This is a genomic window from Caldisericum exile AZM16c01 (genome assembly GCF_000284335.1).
In the GTDB taxonomy this organism is placed as follows: Bacteria; Caldisericota; Caldisericia; order Caldisericales; family Caldisericaceae; genus Caldisericum; species Caldisericum exile.
Genome location: NC_017096.1, coordinates 42606 through 60673 on the forward strand (window position 1 = coordinate 42606; position 18068 = coordinate 60673).

The window sequence follows — 18068 nt, forward strand, 5'->3', positions numbered from 1 at the left end:
ATTGACATGGAGTCTATGAAAAAAAGCCCATTAAAAGGTATAATAGACTTTCTTGGTTTGAACAAAACAATGCTCACTATGCTTATCATGGTGGTATTCTTAGGTCTTGGCGAGAAAATGGCAGAAAGATTCCTGCCTCTTTATATCATTGCCCTTGGTGGCTCATCAATATCCGTTGCATTTTTAAATGGAATGGATAACCTTTTAAGTGCTCTTTACTCTTTCCCAGGAGGTTATCTTAGCGATAGAATCGGCTACAAGAAATCATTGATTGCTTTCATTGTAATGGCAATGATAGGGTATCTTATTGTAATAGTCTTCCCGGGATGGAAAGCAGTGCTTGTGGGTGCAGTATTTTTTATTTCTTGGAGTGCAATATCACTCCCTGCTATTATGAGCCTTGTCTCAAAATCAGTAAAGAAGGAAAAACAGACAATAGGAGTTTCGCTACATTCCCTTGTTAGGAGAATACCTATGGGGCTTGGGCCTATCCTTGGTGGAATTTTAATAGGAATGTATGGAAAAATAGTCGGAGTTAAAATCGCTTTTGCATGTGCATTTGTTCTTGGTTTGATGTCGATTTTCTTTATAAAAAAATATATGGCGGAAGATCCAGCAATTATGGGCAAAGGGATGGGTCTCAAAGAATCTTTTTCCGGCATAAATCCTGACCTTAGGGTACTGCTTGCCTCTGACATTCTTATAAGGTTTGCAGAACAGATACCTTACGCATTTGTTGTGCTCTGGGTTGTTGACAACCTGCACTTCAGTGCGCTTCAATTTGGTGTGCTTACAGGCATTGAAATGCTAACTGCAATGGTTGTTTATATTCCAATAGCATTCCTTGCTGATAGATACGGTAAAAAGCCATTTGTGGTTATAACATTTGGCTTTTTTACAATATTTCCTCTTCTTATATATTACTCAAGAACTTTTGAAATGCTTGTTTTTGCCTTTATCATAAGAGGATTAAAAGAGTTTGGGGAGCCAGCAAGAAAATCTCTGATTCTTGACCTTGCGCCTCCCAGCGCAAAGGCATCAACATTTGGCACATATTATCTTATCCGCGATGTTATTGTGTCAATGGCAGCGTTCTCTGCAGGGTTTTTATGGAATATTAGCCCAAAGGTAAACTTCATGACCGCATTCGCCTTTGGCATTACAGGGACATTATTTTTCCTGCTATTTGGTAAAGAAAATAGGAATGAAAGTTAACTGAAATAAACAAAATGTAAATAAGCGATAAAAAATGGGTAAAAATGTAGGGAAGTTACCCAATCCAAAATTCTACAAATCACACTTAAAGCCATCTATCAGAAATACGAGATATAATATTAGGTATCAGCAGAATAATATCATACCGTAAAGTAGTGATAAATACCAATTGGAATACCTCTAATTTAACGCATTTTAAAGTGGAAAAAAGCTGGAAGATGTAAACCACAATCTCCTCTTTATGAGGGAATTACCTTCCTCCGAATCCACCCAAAAATTAAAAATTTTCCTTGCGTTTAGGGGGAGTTAGAGGGGGAGAATCGCAAATCCCCCTCTATTAAAAAGAGGAGATTCCTCAGGCTAAAGCCTTCGGAATGACTTTTAATTGTCATGCCTAAATGACTTTCTGAGGCATCTCCTCATTTAAGGGGGGAGTTAGAGGGGAGGCTTTTAATCCCCCTAATTAAAGGAGGAGATGTCTCTCTTCGCTCGACATGACTCATAATGGAGGAGGGATACCCTCCTCCAACTCCACCCAAAAGATAGTAATTAGTCATCGTATATAATAGTGTAGGTAGTGAGAATGAGGAGCATATTCTTTAACAGTGCATCGTAAGTATTGTTAGAGGTATGTGGGGAAGTGATGATTTTTATCCGGTCATTGGTTTATTAAAACCGTTCGAAATGTTAAAACCACTTCCCCTTTTCCTCAAGAACCTGCACTTGGTACATTAGGCACATTAGCCTGTATTTACGATGATAGGTCAAGAGGAAAACTCAATAATCACATACCTAAAATAACTATTACCATTATAGGAGGTTGGATAGATGGAGTCAATACTTGCTATTGGTATTGATGTTTCAAAAGAGAAACTCGATGTGTCTTTCTTTGATGGCAAAAAGAGAAAGAGTCGTGTCTTCTCAAACAAAGATGAAGGTATTGAAGATCTAATAAAAGAAATTGAAAAGAGAATTAAAAAGGAGTTTGAATTAGAGAAGAAATTAGAAGAAACGAAAAAAGGTACAAAGAAAAGCAAAAAGAAAAATGATACTAATACCAATACTAATAGTATTACTAATAGTACTACCAATAGTATTGCTAATACTACCACTACTGATAATACTCCTACTATTACCGAAGTTCATATCCTCTTTGAATCAACTGGTTCATACCATGCAAGACTTGCACTTCAGTTGCTTAAGTGGAAAAGAGGAATTGGAGAACATAAAGCAAATGAAGATAGATTATACAATATACCCATCTTCATCTATGTCATTAATCCATTGGTAATAAGAAAGTATACTGAAGAATCCCTTGATAGAGCATCAACAGATAAAATTGCATCAGAGACAATCTGTCAGTATGTGTATGAGGCAGTTTCAAGTAATAGATCAAACATATCCTCAAGACAGTATGAGACTCTTAGGTCATTTTTGTTAGATTCCTCATATGAAGATAAACTTGAGATAAAGATACTCATTAAAACCCTTGAAGGACTCAAAAGAACAAGGACAAGAATACTCAATGAGATAGAGGCATTAGAGCAATATCCAGATTCATATGCTCATGATGCAATAGAGAGTCTAAAGAGAGTATTAATTGAATTAGAGAAAGAGATAAAAGAGATAGAAAAGAAGATAGACAATGTAATTAAAAACAAGGAGAAATACAGAGAACTATTCATAAGACTCACAGGTATACCAGGTATAGGTAAAAGAACTGCCTCTGCTATCATTGCATACTTTGGCACATTTGATTCATTTAACGATGCAAAGGAGGTTTCCTCATATGTAGGACTTACACCATCAATAAAGGAATCTGGCAAGAGTGTAAAAAGAGCATCATACAACATATCAAAGATGGGAAATCCATATCTAAGACAATTACTCTACATGGCATCTCTATCTGCATCAAGATACAATACTCAGTGCAAATTGCTATACAATAGACTCCTCACTAAGGGAAAGGAGAAGAAACTCATACATATTGCAGTTGCAAATAAACTCATAAGACAGGCATTCTCAATTGTGAAGCTCAATAAGTCATATGATCCAATATATGGATTAGATGAGGATATGGGAAAAGAGATCCTTAAGGAACATGAAAGAATAAAAGAAAAGAAAGCATTAATGAAAATTCTAAAACAACAGAAAGAGAAGAAGGAAAAGATCAATACCACCATCAATAACATACCTATACCATTAGATAACACATTAAACCACTATCCAAATATTGCAGAATACTGATAACTACTATATGGAAAACAATTTTCTAAAAACTTTCAAAATTCTCATGAAAAGGTATTGACTTAACACGGTACATTTCGAACGTAGTGAGAAATCTCCTTAGTTCAATCTGAGGGGGCAAAAACCCCCTCAGCGCTCCCCCCCAAGAAAATCTTTTTGTCCTTTCAGGGGGAGTTAGAGGGGGAGGTTCGTAAGTCCCCCTCTAATATAGGTATTTTGCTCCTGCAGCTACTACATTTATATTCTCTCTTGTCAAGAGGTTTTTAAAAGGATTTACAAAATATTTTTTAATTTTTTCTTCGTATATTAGATACAAAAACTCTCAAAAAAGTTCCAGAATTTCGAGAAGAATTTTCAAAAAAGTTTTTTCCACACAATCAGCTTATAATTTCTGAGGAAAGCATACGATAACTCTTTTTACTCTATACAAATTCTTATACATGCTTTTTTGGATTTTGCTTATGCTAAATTTCTCAAACTCCAATCTCCATTTTTTGCTGTCAAGTGTTTTTCGATTTACCCTTCTCATTCAACATTTCTCATTTCTTATTCAACATTTATAATCCAACATCTCTCATCCAGCATCCTACATTCATACTACATCACCTTCCTCATCACAAGCAATATACAAACTAAAATCTCTATTTTTCATTTTCTTTCTGCTCATCAAAATTTTCTGCCTCTATATATAAGATGCAAAGCTTGCAAAAAAGTTCCATCATTTTTCAAAATATTTCCTTGAATTTTATACTATGCGATTGAGAAGCAAAGAAGTTCAGTAAATTTATAAGAAGTTTAAAAAATTTTCATCGCATCGATATGTTGTGACGAAGTAAGCTCGATATCTCATTTATATCCTTTCTAGGCAAACAAAATATACTATCCTCAATCCAAAAATTTACCTGAAATTATTTCAGAGTGAAGCGGTCTTTCTGAGGAGCACTTTTTAGGACGAAAAACCTCTATTTTGTCATACCGAACTTGTTTTAGCATCTCTGTTATAGTAACATACAAATCAAAAACCGAGACTCTTCGCAAATACAGCTCAGAGTGACAAAAAAGTTGTCTTTCTGAACGAAGTGAAGAATATCCTATTTGTCTTTTACTTTTCTGGAGGAATATTCAAAATTCATAGTGCATAAAAACAGGAGCTTTTCGTCATGCGGAAATGGAGGAGCTCCTGATATTATTCGTTGCTAAATTTTTCAGATACTTTTAAATTATTTTTAAAAGCCGCAGGCATAGGACCTATGTTCATATAAGAGAATTGCCTAATTCTTCGAGGTTCCTTTACTCTTCAACGAACCTTCTAACAAGGAAGTCGACAACCATAAACCAGCTATCTTTTTCCATCCTTTTTGTACTGAGCAAGTTGTTTATCAATTTTATTTAGCTCTTTTACGCTATTATTCCAGCTGCTGATAATTTCTTCTGCAGAAACGTCACGCGCTTTTTTATCTGGATAATTTATTATATCCGGATATTCCATCCAATCTTTTCAAAGTGCCGCAACTATTTAAGACATTTGATGTTTCACAGGGGTAATCGAATAAAAGTTATCGTTTTCTGATTTTTCTGCGTCTTCATAGTTTCCAGTAGAATATTCGTAAATTTTCTTGCCCCACGTTTTGCTTTTTATTCTGGAAGACACTGCTTGCCTTTCTTTTTCTGCTCTTTCCTTGAGAGAATTGCCCTTTTATCTTTTGAAGAATAGTGCCTTCTCTTTACTGAGTCAACAATTATTTTTCTGTAATCAATACTATTCTTTGCCATCTGTGTATCTGAAAGTGCCACACTCAGACTTCTTTCAATTTGCAGCTTTGTATTGTTCTCTCTAAATTTCCCTCCGGTTAAACTTCTATAATATGACAGTTTTTCCTCTACCTGCTTAAACAGATTACCATTAATATCTTCAATCCCATTCACTACATATGAGAGGTTTAACCAGCTTTCAAAATCTATTTCGTTATTATTTTCGTAATCTAAATTTTTTGCTCAAATTTTTCTAATTCAGACTAGCATGTATTGTAATTATTCAGGGCTTCGGCGCATAAATCAGCCGATTTGTTATCAGGTAAATTAAACGGCAGAATACAGTACCCCTCAACCAAAATTTCTTTTGCATATTGCCACGTTTTACTCCAGTCGTTTTTTGATACAGCATCTTTCATTTCTTGTGCGAGTATTTCTAAGTTACTGTGCTGATTGGTTAGATTTGAAGGCTTTTCGCCACTGTCTATTCTTTTAGTAAGATTCAGCGCCTGTGCGAATTCACTTTTAGCCTCTTTTATTATTTCGCTGTTGTTTTCTGCAGGAAAAGCTTCAAATGCTTTGCGAATAAAATTAAAATCTGGGAACTGTGAGCTATATTTTTTTTATGGTTTCTGCAATTTCTGTCTCGACATTACTTTTAGAAATAATGTAGCCTGACAGCACTAATACTAAAATTAGAATTAAACTTAATGTACGAAAATACATTTTACAATTATCACAAAAAATGTGCTTCATAAATTATCTACCAATCAGTTGATTTCAATGTTCAGATTTTTTGGAACCTCTACGTTTACAATAGGCCAGCCTGGACGTGAGATAATCGAACTTTTACGTTCTGGGTCCTCTTTCCATTCTGGATTTTTAACCCATCTATGTGCTCGTATTTTGAGGGTAATGTTCCTTATTACTACTTCTGGGTTCATATCTTTCGAGCTTTCAACTACAATATTAAAGTATATACGTTTTTCTCTGAAAGGCCCTGCTTTCTCATAATGCGGTATTGAAGGTTCAACAGCAATTATACTAAAGCCGCCTCTTAGTGGTTTGGAAATTATTTCTTCAAATTGAAAAGAAAAAGGCAAATGTGGCTGAATGGACACTATATATGAAATCTGGAGATACTTTTTCTGAGGATTAAAGTTCCATTCAGCATCTTTTAACCAATAATTAAGTGCCTCAGTATCGTTATTTAAATTGTGCACCTTCACGCTTTCAACCTTAGCAGTACAGGGGGAAATGTACAATATAATTATTAAAGAAAAAAGGGCGATAATAGTAATAAAAATAGGAAATTTTCTGCTCATTTTAATCACAATCCTTTACTTTAGTGGAAATGCAAAAGAAAAAAGTGGTCAATAGTATTTCTGTTAATTATTTCTTGTAGGGAACTGTCGACACAATCATATCCATTAGGACCAGAATGATAAGTTAAGTATATTTCTCCATTTTCCTTTTTGGTCACAATTGTTGAATGCCATTTACTACCACCAGTTTCAAGTTGGATAACGTCTCCTGGAACAGCGGAAGCCCTCAGAGAATTAGCCTGACTTATTGCAAATACCGTAGGGAATGCATTATTCTTATATTGACTTTGATATGTATAGAAATCTCCTACAACAGACCAAGAAGTAGACCATGCCCATCTTGATTGCAAACACCACCACTGTGCCTTATTTACATACCATTTTGTGAAAGTTGAATAACTTGAACAAGTCCCACTTCCATCAATTGGAACATTCCCTGCGTTTACCACTTGACTTGCAAAATTAGTACAATCTCCCCCCTTGTTTCTAAAATCAGGAAAATTTGGATTTTGACCGTATCCGGCGTTTATAGAATACTTATAAGCGTAATTCACTGCAGAAGATGAATTATATACCCATGTAGTACTTTGAGTGTTATGAGTTTCAATAACATCATTTAGACAACTTTTACATTGTTCTGGATAAAGGATCTCTGGATGTGCATAATAATAAGCAGCGTATTTCAATATTTTTCTGAAATAAGTGGATTTTTGCAGATCTTTATTATACTCACCCCATAGCAAGTTATTTAAAAAATCGAAATACTCAGAGGTGCCTTCCTTTAGATTGAATCCTTTTAAGTTAATGTAATTTACAATTTCCTGCTTACCCATAGTATAATCATCCGCTGAGACATTAAAAAACATTGAACTTAATACCATTGCCACAATTACTAAAACAATAATTATTTTTTTCACGCTTTTCTCCCTTATAATTTTATCCTAAATTGAGCGATTTTTTTATCACTCTAAAAAATTTTAGTGCTTTTTTGAAAAATTTAAAGTTTTTAAGCATATTTTTTCTACTTTCACATTTTACTCTGATTTAGATGATTCAAACACATGGTAATCTAAGCAATTTTGATGTGTTTTATGTATTTTAAGAATAGTTACCCTGCCCCTAATGTTTTGGGAGGAAAATTTGAGAAATTGATTATACCTGTCTCTATGCAATAGTAGGTGGATTATTACATCTTTCCCAAAGTAATGGGATGTTCAGTCTTTCATAGATATACTGAGAGACTTTGAGAATGATTCTTCTTCCTGTGTGGATAATCTTATTTGCATTGTCGATGAGCATTCTCCTAAATGTTGTGGGATAACTTCTTACGTCAATGATACCCTTTGCTACATCTCTTTTGAATGACTCGTAGAGAAAGAATGACAAGACTACTGAATAATAGAATGCTCCCCGGAAGAAATCTCTTGAAAGGCATCTCTTCTGTCCCAAACTCTTTCAATGCCCTGTTAATAAGTTCATCATTACCTCTATTGTGGTATGATTCTATGATTGTTTCTCCCATGAAGTATTCTTCTTTTTCTGCTTTAATGAAGATATCATTAAGTTCTTCGTCAATACCAAGGTTCGTATAGATTATCCTCTCGCTATCTTCTCTTGCAAATGGAAGCACTGTTTCTCCTCTATCGTTTATGAAAGGCTTGAGGTAGATAGCACGCCTTCCTTTATCCCAACTTTTTCTTTTGTCTATGAAGTCTACAAACTCCCATATATTTTCTTTTCCAAGGTAACAAAGGTACCTTGCAAACAGTGCAAGACCTGCTCTATCTGATAGTGTATCTGATGTTTTCTCAATACTGTCTATCCATTAATCCTTTGTTTCGTTACTCTTTTCCTACGAATATCTCATACGTGTTCTTCTGTTGCTTGCATTTTTTATCATTTTTGTCTTACTTCTTTGTATTCGCTACTCCTTTCCTGCGAATATCATAATATCACCTCAGTAGTATGATAGTGCCTTATCACCCACTAAGTGAAGGCACTATCTTTTTTAATATGTGCTTAAATTATACATTAAATCTATGTTTTACCAAAGAAAAATACAGGGAGAATTTGGAGAATCGCTCAGATTAGGCATAAATTTCTCCTCTCATATATAAGACTTTCAAACTGCCAAAAAAGTTCCACATTTTTGAAAGAATTTTTCTATTTTTTTCTTAAGAGGGTGCCTTTAAGCACTCTCAAACTAATTACTTAAATAAATCTTTATTTTATAGGGTTTTCGAAGATTATCTGAACCTTGGCTTCAGGGAGAAGCATTTTTGTTAAATCAGAATATTCATGGTAGCAATAGATAAATTTATTAATCTCAAAATTTTCAGGTAGTTCAAAAATAACCCATCCTGAAGCTACTTTTCCTTCTAATTTTCCCATTCCAATTACAGATGGATGGTCTTCTCCAAAAAGGGAAACTATTTCAGGTGGAGAAAGACTAAGTTGATAGATTTCTCTTCTACCAATTTTTCCTTCCAGATAAATTCCGCACGTATTGTACGAATCTAGCGAATCCCAACCAACATAACTTCCAAAGCGTCCTCCTGTTCTGTCCTTGCTTCCATCTAACAGCACCTCAAATGCGATGTATTTTTTTGTCCCTGGTTCTTTTTCTTTAATAGGTGGGTAAACTCTTTTATAATCTAACACAGTTATGTAAATTCCTGTGAATCCAAGTTGTGCTCTTTCATTCATATCAATAGTTTTAGTTCCTCTACCCGCAAGATTGCAAAAAGGAGTTATAATTGTTCTTAGAATTAAGAGTATAATAATTATTGCTTTATTCATAATCTAAGGTCTCCAATAAATTATTCTTCTCAAGTTCTGCAAACACATTTGGTGCATATCCATCCCACGAGTTTGTTTTCTCATGTTTTGGATTCTTTACAAAGTGAGTGTCGGCAGAAGGGTCAACTAAAAAAAGCTAATTTATCATTTCTTAGTTTTTGCATGTCCTTATTTTGGATATTTCCGACAATAGCAATAAATCCTTTGAATTCTGCATTGTTTCTTTGTAACATATCTAAGAGCAGGTTTTTGTCATAAAGCATTCCGTTCTCGGGAGAAACAAAGAAAGTTCCATTAAGATTTGTTTCTTTTTCAATACTTTTCCCTCTATTGCAAGTACTTCAATATAATATTCCTTAACAAGTTTTTCAAGTTCCTCCTCGCTTACATATTTCGAGAATATGATCGTCACAAAATATTTTTCAAAAGGAGATTTCTCGGTTTTTACCTTATCAAGAGCTTTATCTATCTTATTCTTATAATTGAGGAGGGAATCCTTACTTAAAGAAAATTCTTTTGCAATAGAAAACATATCAAAGAAAGGTTTATCCTGTGAGTATGCTTTCAGGAAGCCAAATGCCCCCAAGGTAATGGATTCTAATATTACTCCAATGATTATTAATTTTCTCATATTAACCTCCTAATACCAGGGATAATCCCGACTTTTATGTTCCTTGGACATCCCTGGCTATGTATCGTATTCGCTACCAGCCCATGAACTCATCTGAGAGTTAAATGTGAAAGTCGTTTTTGGGCTTTTAAAATATACTCTAAACCGAGAGTCAAAGCGATAATCCGTATTAGCTAACATCGAAAGTGGGCTAAGACAGGTAACTTCAGTTTCATCATAATAACCATTTCCTCCTGATTCTTCTGGGTCATCGTCTCTATCAAAGTGAGGAGAGGGAAGTGTAGAGTAATACATCGTAGTATTAAGAGCGGAGACAGTTGTATTGTATGGAAAAGTAGAAATATCGAAAGTATAGTATAGGGGTGGAAAATGCCACCAATAATAATTTTTTATTGTATCAATAGCGTCTTGCGTAAATCTAAATCTTGCCTGTGGTGAGACATATAAATTATACTCGCTATCGTTATACTCATACATTACAGTTCTCCCCCAATCAGGTGAGTATGTACCAACTTGCTCTCCCCAGTCTTCTGTGGGGCTACATTGATCAGCAAAGACTTTGCTACAAAAAGATAGACTTAGAAGGACAATGAAAACAGCAATTAAAATTATGATTTTCTTCATCTTAACCTGCTTATTAAAATTTTACTCAAACTTTTCTTAAAATTCCATCTCTTTTTCCTTTCACTTTTCGTCTCTTTTTGCCTATCTCTCATCTCCTTTACCTCGGAGCCTTGCCCTCAATTTGAGGGGTTGAACTGCACCCCTCAATACTCCCCAAAAAGTAATAATTAGTCATCGTATATAATAGTGTAGGTAGTGAGAATGAGGAGCATATTCTTTAACAGTGCATCGTAAGTATTGTTAGAGGTATGTGGGGAAGTGATGATTTTTATCCGGTCATTGGTTTATTAAAACCGTTCGAAATGTTAAAACCACTTCCCCTTTTCCTCAAGAACCTGCACTTGGTACATTAGGCACATTAGCCTGTATTTACGATGATAGGTCAAGAGGAAAACTCAATAATCACATACCTAAAATAACTATTACCATTATAGGAGGTTGGATAGATGGAGTCAATACTTGCTATTGGTATTGATGTTTCAAAAGAGAAACTCGATGTGTCTTTCTTTGATGGCAAAAAGAGAAAGAGTCGTGTCTTCTCAAACAAAGATGAAGGTATTGAAGATCTAATAAAAGAAATTGAAAAGAGAATTAAAAAGGAGTTTGAATTAGAGAAGAAATTAGAAGAAACGAAAAAAGGTACAAAGAAAAGCAAAAAGAAAAATGATACTAATACCAATACTAATAGTATTACTAATAGTACTACCAATAGTATTGCTAATACTACCACTACTGATAATACTCCTACTATTACCGAAGTTCATATCCTCTTTGAATCAACTGGTTCATACCATGCAAGACTTGCACTTCAGTTGCTTAAGTGGAAAAGAGGAATTGGAGAACATAAAGCAAATGAAGATAGATTATACAATATACCCATCTTCATCTATGTCATTAATCCATTGGTAATAAGAAAGTATACTGAAGAATCCCTTGATAGAGCATCAACAGATAAAATTGCATCAGAGACAATCTGTCAGTATGTGTATGAGGCAGTTTCAAGCAATAGATCAAACATATCCTCAAGACAGTATGAGACTCTTAGGTCATTTTTGTTAGATTCCTCATATGAAGATAAACTTGAGATAAAGATACTCATTAAAACCCTTGAAGGACTCAAAAGAACAAGGACAAGAATACTCAATGAGATAGAGGCATTAGAGCAATATCCAGATTCATATGCTCATGATGCAATAGAGAGTCTAAAGAGAGTATTAATTGAATTAGAGAAAGAGATAAAAGAGATAGAAAAGAAGATAGACAATGTAATTAAAAACAAGGAGAAATACAGAGAACTATTCATAAGACTCACAGGTATACCAGGTATAGGTAAAAGAACTGCCTCTGCTATCATTGCATACTTTGGCACATTTGATTCATTTAACGATGCAAAGGAGGTTTCCTCATATGTAGGACTTACACCATCAATAAAGGAATCTGGCAAGAGTGTAAAAAGAGCATCATACAACATATCAAAGATGGGAAATCCATATCTAAGACAATTACTCTACATGGCATCTCTATCTGCATCAAGATACAATACTCAGTGCAAATTGCTATACAATAGACTCCTCACTAAGGGAAAGGAGAAGAAACTCATACATATTGCAGTTGCAAATAAACTCATAAGACAGGCATTCTCAATTGTGAAGCTCAATAAGTCATATGATCCAATATATGGATTAGATGAGGATATGGGAAAAGAGATCCTTAAGGAACATGAAAGAATAAAAGAAAAGAAAGCATTAATGAAAATTCTAAAACAACAGAAAGAGAAGAAGGAAAAGATCAATACCACCATCAATAACATACCTATACCATTAGATAACACATTAAACCACTATCCAAATATTGCAGAATACTGATAACTACTATATGGAAAACAATTTTCTAAAAACTTTCAAAATTCTCATGAAAAGGTATTGACTTAACACGGTACATTTCGAACGAAGTGAGAAATCTCCTTAGTTCAATCTGATGGGGAAACTTACCACCTCAACACTCCCCCAAAATTAAAAATTCTTTTGTCCTTTCAGGGGGAGTTAGAGGGGAAGATTTACTTGTCCCCTCTAATATAGGTATTTCATTCCTGCATTCACTCAAGAAATATTGAAACTATTTCTCTTGAGTTCTCACTTTTAAATCTATAATTTTTCCTTCACTTTATTTTGTCATCTCTCTCTTGTCAATACATTTTTAAGAGATTTTTGGAAATTCATTTTTTTTCACTTTAAGCAAAAATCCTTCCTCATATAATAAGACTTTCAAACTCTCAAAAAAGTTCCATAATTTTTAGGGAATTTTCAAGAAACTTTTCTAACTTACCAAATTTCAAAGTGTTTTTTAGACTCCTTCTTCTTGCAAGATTTTGTGTTTTAAGTTTTCTCATGAAATTAAAGGAGCAACTAGTGGAAGGAAAACCTCCCACTAGTTATGAAACATGCGAACTACATGAGAGAATTATGTGAATTACTTATTCTTTGTCCTCGATTTTAAAGATACCGCCTCCAAGGACACCTATGTAAACAATGTTGTTTTTTGTATCAATTGCAAGAGAAGAAACCGAAAGATGTAAATCATTATCAAGGGTAATTCTTTCCCAGGATTTTCCTGAATCTTTGGACCTAAATAGCCCGTTGAAGAAAGTTCCTGCATATATTATTCCTGTAGTAGGACTAATTACAATAGCACTTATACGATATCCATCCAGACTTATCTTTTTCCAGTTTTTTCCACCATCGTTACTTCTATATATCCCCTGTTTAGCAGATTCTTCAGGTGAAAGTGGTTCTATGTATCCTGTTCCTGTTATTCCAAGATAAGCCAGGTTATGGTTATGCGGATCAATTGCAATTGCAGAACCATGAATTCGTTTAGAGTGTTGGATAATGTCCATCTCTTGCCATGTTTTTCCACCATCAGTAGATTTTAAGAACTCGGTTGTCCAATAAATTGTGTTAGGATCATCTGGGCTAACAAGGACTTTACTATTGAAACAACTATTTCCATCTGTTACTTCCCAATAATCCTCCTTGAAGTTTGTAATTTGAGACCAATGCAACCCCTTGTCCTCAGACCTAAAAAGTCCATTATAGGTGTCTGCATAAATTACGCCTTCCCCTCCTATTGAAATGGAGTGAATGCCGTTTTTATCAATATCAAGATCGGATAATTTCCAGCTTTTCCCGTTGTCCAACGATACATAAAGTAGTTTTCGTGAAGGTGGAGTCGTTTTTGTAATTACGATCTTTATACGGATATCGGGATGAAGAGGGTTAAAATAAAAGTCACCAACTTTTTCCCATGTTTTACCATAATCGGATGACTTAAAGCTAGCGAAAGAATTGTTAAAACCAGTGAAAGAATTGTAGTAGCTGTAAGAGACAGCGTATAGAGAATTTGGATTTTTAGGCTCAATATATATATAAGAAGTATTCAGACTGTCTCCAATAGGATAGTATTCATAATCCCCTTTCCCTTCAACTCTTTTAAAAAGACCATTTAGACCGAAGACATAGAAAATATTTGGATTTTTTTTGTCAACAGCTAAAGTAAAGCTTGGACAAGCTAATGGAGGCAAAGAAGTGCGTTTCCATGTTTTTCCAGAATCAAGCGATGAATATATTGCACCAGTCCACCTGTTCACATCTCCAAAACGAACACTATAAGCAACTGGTAAATCATTTATATTTGTGTTGAGGCTATTCCAGTACATCCTAAAAATATCATTTTCGTCTTTTTGAAGGTCTTTCTTCCAGGTGATGCCACCATCAGAAGAAAATAACAATCCAGCACCATGTTCTGATATCCAAATTTTTCTAGAACATTCCGGATCGATATAAATTCCATCAATTGTCAGAGGTCCATAGCGAAGATTTTCTAAAGATAGGAGAATACTCCAATGTTTTCCACTGTCTTCAGACTTCCACAGGCTAGTTTTAGCATTTCCTATTACCTGAACCTTAGAAGAGGAGTCAACTTTTTGTGGCGGATATGTGGCTGCATACAAAATATTGCTATCTTTGGGGTCTATTGCAAAAGCGGTAACAATACCATCATTAATCCTCTCCCAGTGAGAAATCTCCCAGGGCACAAATTGTTCTTTTTCACTATTCTTAATTTCAACCTCCTGGTTTGGTATTTCACTCTGAGGATTATTTTGTGGCAGGATTCCTTCTGTCCTACTGCATCCAGCATAAACTGATAAAATAAGTATAACAAATATTGATACCATTAACTTTTTTCTTAGCATAATTTTTTTCATTTATTTTGGTGTCCCAGGTTGTGAAGCATAACAATATGTAACATAATGATGGACGGTATAGAAATCCATATTTGTATTATTGAAATAACTTCCTTCGCTATAAAAAAGGTGTTGATGATTATTAGTATGTGCACTTAATGCACGATTTATAGTGTCATTTTGTACAATCATAGCAACATGTCCCGGGGAATCACTGGAATTCGTCCACATCATTACGGATCCTGCATTAGCCCAGTACAGATCTGAGTCCGCCCAATAACCATTGTAATACATATAGTTTCTTAAGCCCCAATTATTGTTTTCCTTAACTGCTGTTGTCCATATCCAGGGAGCATAATCTGGAGGAAGGTTTGAGGAATCGTACCACCAATGTTCTACATCATGTGTGGTACTCATTGGGATTCCTCCAGCAAACATTGCCTGTGAAACAAAATTTGCGCAATCACTTCCGTTGAAAGGTGGATTTTGATAGGCTACATAGTTAGCAAGATTATAGTTGTCAGTATCAAAATTACCATGATCATTGGTGTAACGATCAGCATAGTTAGCAGCATAATTATTGTAGTCGCCATAAACACCATGAGCAGGATCTGGAGGATTGTTAGGATCGCATCTCCGATATTCATCTACTGTGTAACAATATTGAGAAGTTTGAGAAAAAGCAGCATCCTTAGCTTTATCTGCAATTTCTTTTGCATGGTTAAATCCCTCTTCCTCCATTTCATCTGCAGTTGGAACCAAACTGTATATCTTATAAAAATCGCCCATAGAGTTATCTGCAAAGAAGTTTACCGTATCTAAAAGAATACTTCCAGCCTCTGAAAGGTCTGCTACAACTTTAAAATCAATATTTAAAGTTTCGGTTTTACCAATGTAGCCCTTTAATTCAGTAATCCAACTCGTTAGTTCCTTATTTACCGCATTATTCTGACTTGGAGACAATTCTCCCTTTTTTAAATCCCTAAATCTTTCCATTCCTCTTATTGCTGGCAACTCCTCTGGGGTTATTGCTTTTAATACCTCACTTACAGTTACAGTAAATGTTCCCTCTATCTTACTATCTTTGATTTCTACCTTAACAGGAGTCGTGGCAATGGAAATATTCTTATAGTACTGTGCCTCGTTCTTAATAATCCATGTTCTCAATATTTCAGAGAGTTCGTCTGTGGATACAGTCGTATTTATTGAGGAATCTTTAACAGATAGAGTGTTCTTAGAGTATCCTTTTGGGATCAATGCAAATGTTGTTAGCAAGAATAATACAACTAAACATACTAATAAACCTTTCTTCATTTTAACCTCCTTGGTTAAATTTTATTTTAATTTCTCTTTTCTTAAAATTTGTTTTCTTTTTACTCCCTTTTCATCTTCTGTTATTCTTTTTCTCATCTCCCTTATTCCCCGGAGCCTTGCCCTCGTTTCAAAGCATCACCTCCAATCCCGAGGGAGATTTCGCTTCTGTTTTTACTTCGTTTTGTTCTCCAGCTTGTCAATATCTTTTAGGGCAAAATTCTTTCTTCCCGAAATTTTCTCCTCATATAATAAGACTTTCAAACTCTCAAAAAAGTTCCATAATTTTTAGGGAATTTTTAAGAAACTTTCTCTTCTCTTAGAATGGAACTCAAAAGGGCGACGGATTACAGGAAAGCAAACCCAATGAAAAAGCTGTGGATTCACCTTCTTGAGTCTTTACTATTTCTAAGAGGATTCCAAAGATAAAATATTTGAATAAAGCGCAGATTACAAAAAGTAAAAAATCGGATTGGATTAGTGCTCTTTTTTGATAAGCTCTTTCAGGAAATTTCAATAGATGTGTCTCCAAATCATAGGAATGGTTATATGCATTTATGGCTGAATTTTTCCTTTTTCAATGTCTACGATAAATTTCGCTGTCATTAAAGGAGGGTACAAGCCAGGTTGTGAGTCTGGGTGGAAGTTTTGGGGGGTATATGCAAGGAGTACTTCAATTAACTTTTTGCCTGAGTTAGGGAACATTAAACCTTTAATAGATACAACTTCATTTTTACTAATATCCTGGGGAGAGGCACCTTCGCTTGCAACAAAGTATTTTGCTTCTTTGCTGTTTCTTACGATTTCAATTGCCTTTTCCTTTTCCTCATTAGAAGGCTCATATTCAATGGGTTTAGAAACTTCGATATTTCCACTTAATACGTTTACTGTAACCTCTTTATAATTGTAAATGACAATCCCTACTCCATCCTTAACAATGATATCTTTAAGTGCAACTTTATACTGAAGCTTATTCTCTATAATCTTTGCAGTGGCTAATTTAACAAAATATGGTTTGGTGTATACAAACGAAAGGATAAAGAGCAATAAAACGAATATTCCAATGCCATAGGCAAGTCTTACTCGTAAGTGATGACTTCTTTCTCTTTCACGGGCAACATTGTCGAACTCTCCTTGCAAATATTGTTCAAATTCATTTTTATATCTTTCTATTTCTTCGTCTATCAGTTCTGGAGGCTTAACGCTTTTAAGCATTTTCTCCATTTTTTCTATTTCTTTGTTATTTTTGTTTCTCATATTTCTCACCATATATAAGACTTAAGTTTTTCAAAATTTATACCCATCATTTTCGATTTTTTTCTTCAAATTGCTTAAAGCCCTGTAGTATACTTTTCTTACCGAACTCTCTCGATAGTTTAATATCAATGCTACATCCTTGAGACTCCTGTGCTCAAAGAACACAAGCGTTAAAACTGTCTGCTCAACTACTGGTAATATTTTAATGTACTTATAAATAACTTCGTAATCAATGTCATCTGAGGGTGAAATACTCGTATTTTCGGAATGAGTGCCTTTGTACTTACTTATGAATTTGTTTTCTTTGATTTCTTTCTTGTAATGCTCATTTATTACATTCGTTGCAATCCTCAAGAGCCAGAAAATAAAAGGGCTACGTCCTTTGTATGAACCTATGTACTTAAGCGCTTTGAGAAACGTCTCCTGAGTAAGATCCTTTGATAGTTCCTTATCAACTGTCCTTTTGTAGATGTAGCCAAACACCTCTTTATAGTAAATATCTACAATTTTCCCAAAAGCCTCTCTGTCTGTGAGAGCTTTTTTGACAAGTTCTCTTTCGTCCATATTTTGTTTTCATTATACCATTAAACAGAACAGGAATACATTTAACGAATTTAATTTACAGAATTAAGATTACTGCAAGGTTCTCATACAATAGGGAGCC

At 34.6% G+C, this 18068-nt stretch carries 15 protein-coding genes; 3 read left to right on the forward strand and 12 right to left on the reverse strand.

Features of this window, described 5'->3' with window-relative positions; translation table 11 throughout:
* The first annotated feature begins 15 nt into the window (after positions 1–15).
* Both CSE_RS00185 and CSE_RS00190 read left to right on the forward strand, forming a co-directional pair.
* Positions 16–1215, forward strand: a complete 1200-nt coding sequence (locus CSE_RS00185; protein ID WP_014452576.1) for an MFS transporter — start codon at positions 16–18, stop codon at positions 1213–1215.
* Positions 1216–2043: 828 nt separating this feature from the next.
* The gene (locus tag CSE_RS00190; protein ID WP_014452577.1) at positions 2044–3462 is read left to right on the forward strand and encodes an IS110 family transposase; all 1419 of its coding nucleotides are present in this window, start codon (positions 2044–2046) and stop codon (positions 3460–3462) included.
* A gap of 1339 nt (positions 3463–4801) precedes the next feature.
* Here CSE_RS00190 and CSE_RS08350 read toward each other — a convergent pair.
* The 8 genes from CSE_RS08350 to CSE_RS00225 form a co-directional block, all read right to left on the reverse strand.
* On the reverse strand, positions 4802–4951 hold the full coding sequence (locus CSE_RS08350) for a hypothetical protein (RefSeq protein WP_014452580.1): 150 nt from the start codon (positions 4949–4951) through the stop codon (positions 4802–4804).
* A 146-nt stretch (positions 4952–5097) separates the two neighbouring features.
* Positions 5098–5256 carry a hypothetical protein gene (locus tag CSE_RS08355; RefSeq protein WP_156785870.1) on the reverse strand — a complete coding sequence of 53 codons (159 nt, stop codon included), beginning with the start codon at positions 5254–5256 and terminating at the stop codon, positions 5098–5100.
* Positions 5257–5984: 728 nt separating this feature from the next.
* Positions 5985–6443 carry a hypothetical protein gene (locus CSE_RS00200; RefSeq protein ID WP_083836344.1) on the reverse strand — a complete coding sequence of 153 codons (459 nt, stop codon included), beginning with the start codon at positions 6441–6443 and terminating at the stop codon, positions 5985–5987.
* A 116-nt stretch (positions 6444–6559) separates the two neighbouring features.
* Positions 6560–7456 (reverse strand): amidase domain-containing protein, encoded by an 897-nt coding sequence (locus tag CSE_RS00205; protein ID WP_014452585.1) that lies wholly within the window; start codon positions 7454–7456, stop codon positions 6560–6562.
* 413 nt (positions 7457–7869) lie between these two features.
* A complete protein-coding gene (locus tag CSE_RS00210; protein WP_014452587.1) occupies positions 7870–8169 on the reverse strand; it encodes a hypothetical protein in 300 nt (99 codons plus the stop codon).
* 593 nt (positions 8170–8762) lie between these two features.
* Positions 8763–9338 carry a hypothetical protein gene (locus CSE_RS00215; protein WP_014452588.1) on the reverse strand — a complete coding sequence of 192 codons (576 nt, stop codon included), beginning with the start codon at positions 9336–9338 and terminating at the stop codon, positions 8763–8765.
* Positions 9339–9573: 235 nt separating this feature from the next.
* On the reverse strand, positions 9574–9969 hold the full coding sequence (locus CSE_RS00220; RefSeq protein ID WP_014452589.1) for a hypothetical protein: 396 nt from the start codon (positions 9967–9969) through the stop codon (positions 9574–9576).
* A 57-nt stretch (positions 9970–10026) separates the two neighbouring features.
* Positions 10027–10593, reverse strand: a complete 567-nt coding sequence (locus tag CSE_RS00225) for a hypothetical protein (RefSeq protein ID WP_014452590.1) — start codon at positions 10591–10593, stop codon at positions 10027–10029.
* 446 nt (positions 10594–11039) lie between these two features.
* Between CSE_RS00225 and CSE_RS00230 the strand changes: the two genes are divergently transcribed.
* Positions 11040–12458 (forward strand): IS110 family transposase, encoded by a 1419-nt coding sequence (locus tag CSE_RS00230; protein ID WP_014452577.1) that lies wholly within the window; start codon positions 11040–11042, stop codon positions 12456–12458.
* Positions 12459–13066: 608 nt separating this feature from the next.
* Here the strand turns inward: CSE_RS00230 and CSE_RS00235 are convergent.
* From CSE_RS00235 to CSE_RS00255, 4 genes are all read right to left on the reverse strand, one after another.
* Positions 13067–14845 (reverse strand): WD40/YVTN/BNR-like repeat-containing protein, encoded by a 1779-nt coding sequence (locus CSE_RS00235; RefSeq protein ID WP_172633849.1) that lies wholly within the window; start codon positions 14843–14845, stop codon positions 13067–13069.
* A 12-nt stretch (positions 14846–14857) separates the two neighbouring features.
* Positions 14858–16111 carry an amidase domain-containing protein gene (locus CSE_RS00240; protein WP_172633850.1) on the reverse strand — a complete coding sequence of 418 codons (1254 nt, stop codon included), beginning with the start codon at positions 16109–16111 and terminating at the stop codon, positions 14858–14860.
* 591 nt (positions 16112–16702) lie between these two features.
* Positions 16703–17404, reverse strand: a complete 702-nt coding sequence (locus CSE_RS00250) for a hypothetical protein (protein WP_014452595.1) — start codon at positions 17402–17404, stop codon at positions 16703–16705.
* A gap of 30 nt (positions 17405–17434) precedes the next feature.
* The gene (locus CSE_RS00255; protein WP_014452596.1) at positions 17435–17968 is read right to left on the reverse strand and encodes an RNA polymerase sigma factor; all 534 of its coding nucleotides are present in this window, start codon (positions 17966–17968) and stop codon (positions 17435–17437) included.
* Positions 17969–18068 lie beyond the last annotated feature (100 nt).

Excerpts from the sequence above, each read along its gene's own strand:
- CSE_RS00185 (WP_014452576.1), top strand. The coding sequence starts at position 16 with ATGAAAAAAAGCCCATTAAAAGGTATAATAGACTTTCTTGGTTTGAAC.
- CSE_RS00190 (WP_014452577.1), top strand. The coding sequence starts at position 2,044 with ATGGAGTCAATACTTGCTATTGGTATTGATGTTTCAAAAGAGAAACTC.
- CSE_RS08350 (WP_014452580.1), bottom strand. The coding sequence starts at position 4,951 with ATGGAATATCCGGATATAATAAATTATCCAGATAAAAAAGCGCGTGAC.
- CSE_RS00215 (WP_014452588.1), bottom strand. The coding sequence starts at position 9,338 with ATGAATAAAGCAATAATTATTATACTCTTAATTCTAAGAACAATTATA.
- CSE_RS00220 (WP_014452589.1), bottom strand. The coding sequence starts at position 9,969 with ATGAGAAAATTAATAATCATTGGAGTAATATTAGAATCCATTACCTTG.
- CSE_RS00225 (WP_014452590.1), bottom strand. The coding sequence starts at position 10,593 with ATGAAGAAAATCATAATTTTAATTGCTGTTTTCATTGTCCTTCTAAGT.
- CSE_RS00230 (WP_014452577.1), top strand. The coding sequence starts at position 11,040 with ATGGAGTCAATACTTGCTATTGGTATTGATGTTTCAAAAGAGAAACTC.
- CSE_RS00235 (WP_172633849.1), bottom strand. The coding sequence starts at position 14,845 with ATGCTAAGAAAAAAGTTAATGGTATCAATATTTGTTATACTTATTTTA.
- CSE_RS00250 (WP_014452595.1), bottom strand. The coding sequence starts at position 17,404 with ATGAGAAACAAAAATAACAAAGAAATAGAAAAAATGGAGAAAATGCTT.
- CSE_RS00255 (WP_014452596.1), bottom strand. The coding sequence starts at position 17,968 with ATGGACGAAAGAGAACTTGTCAAAAAAGCTCTCACAGACAGAGAGGCT.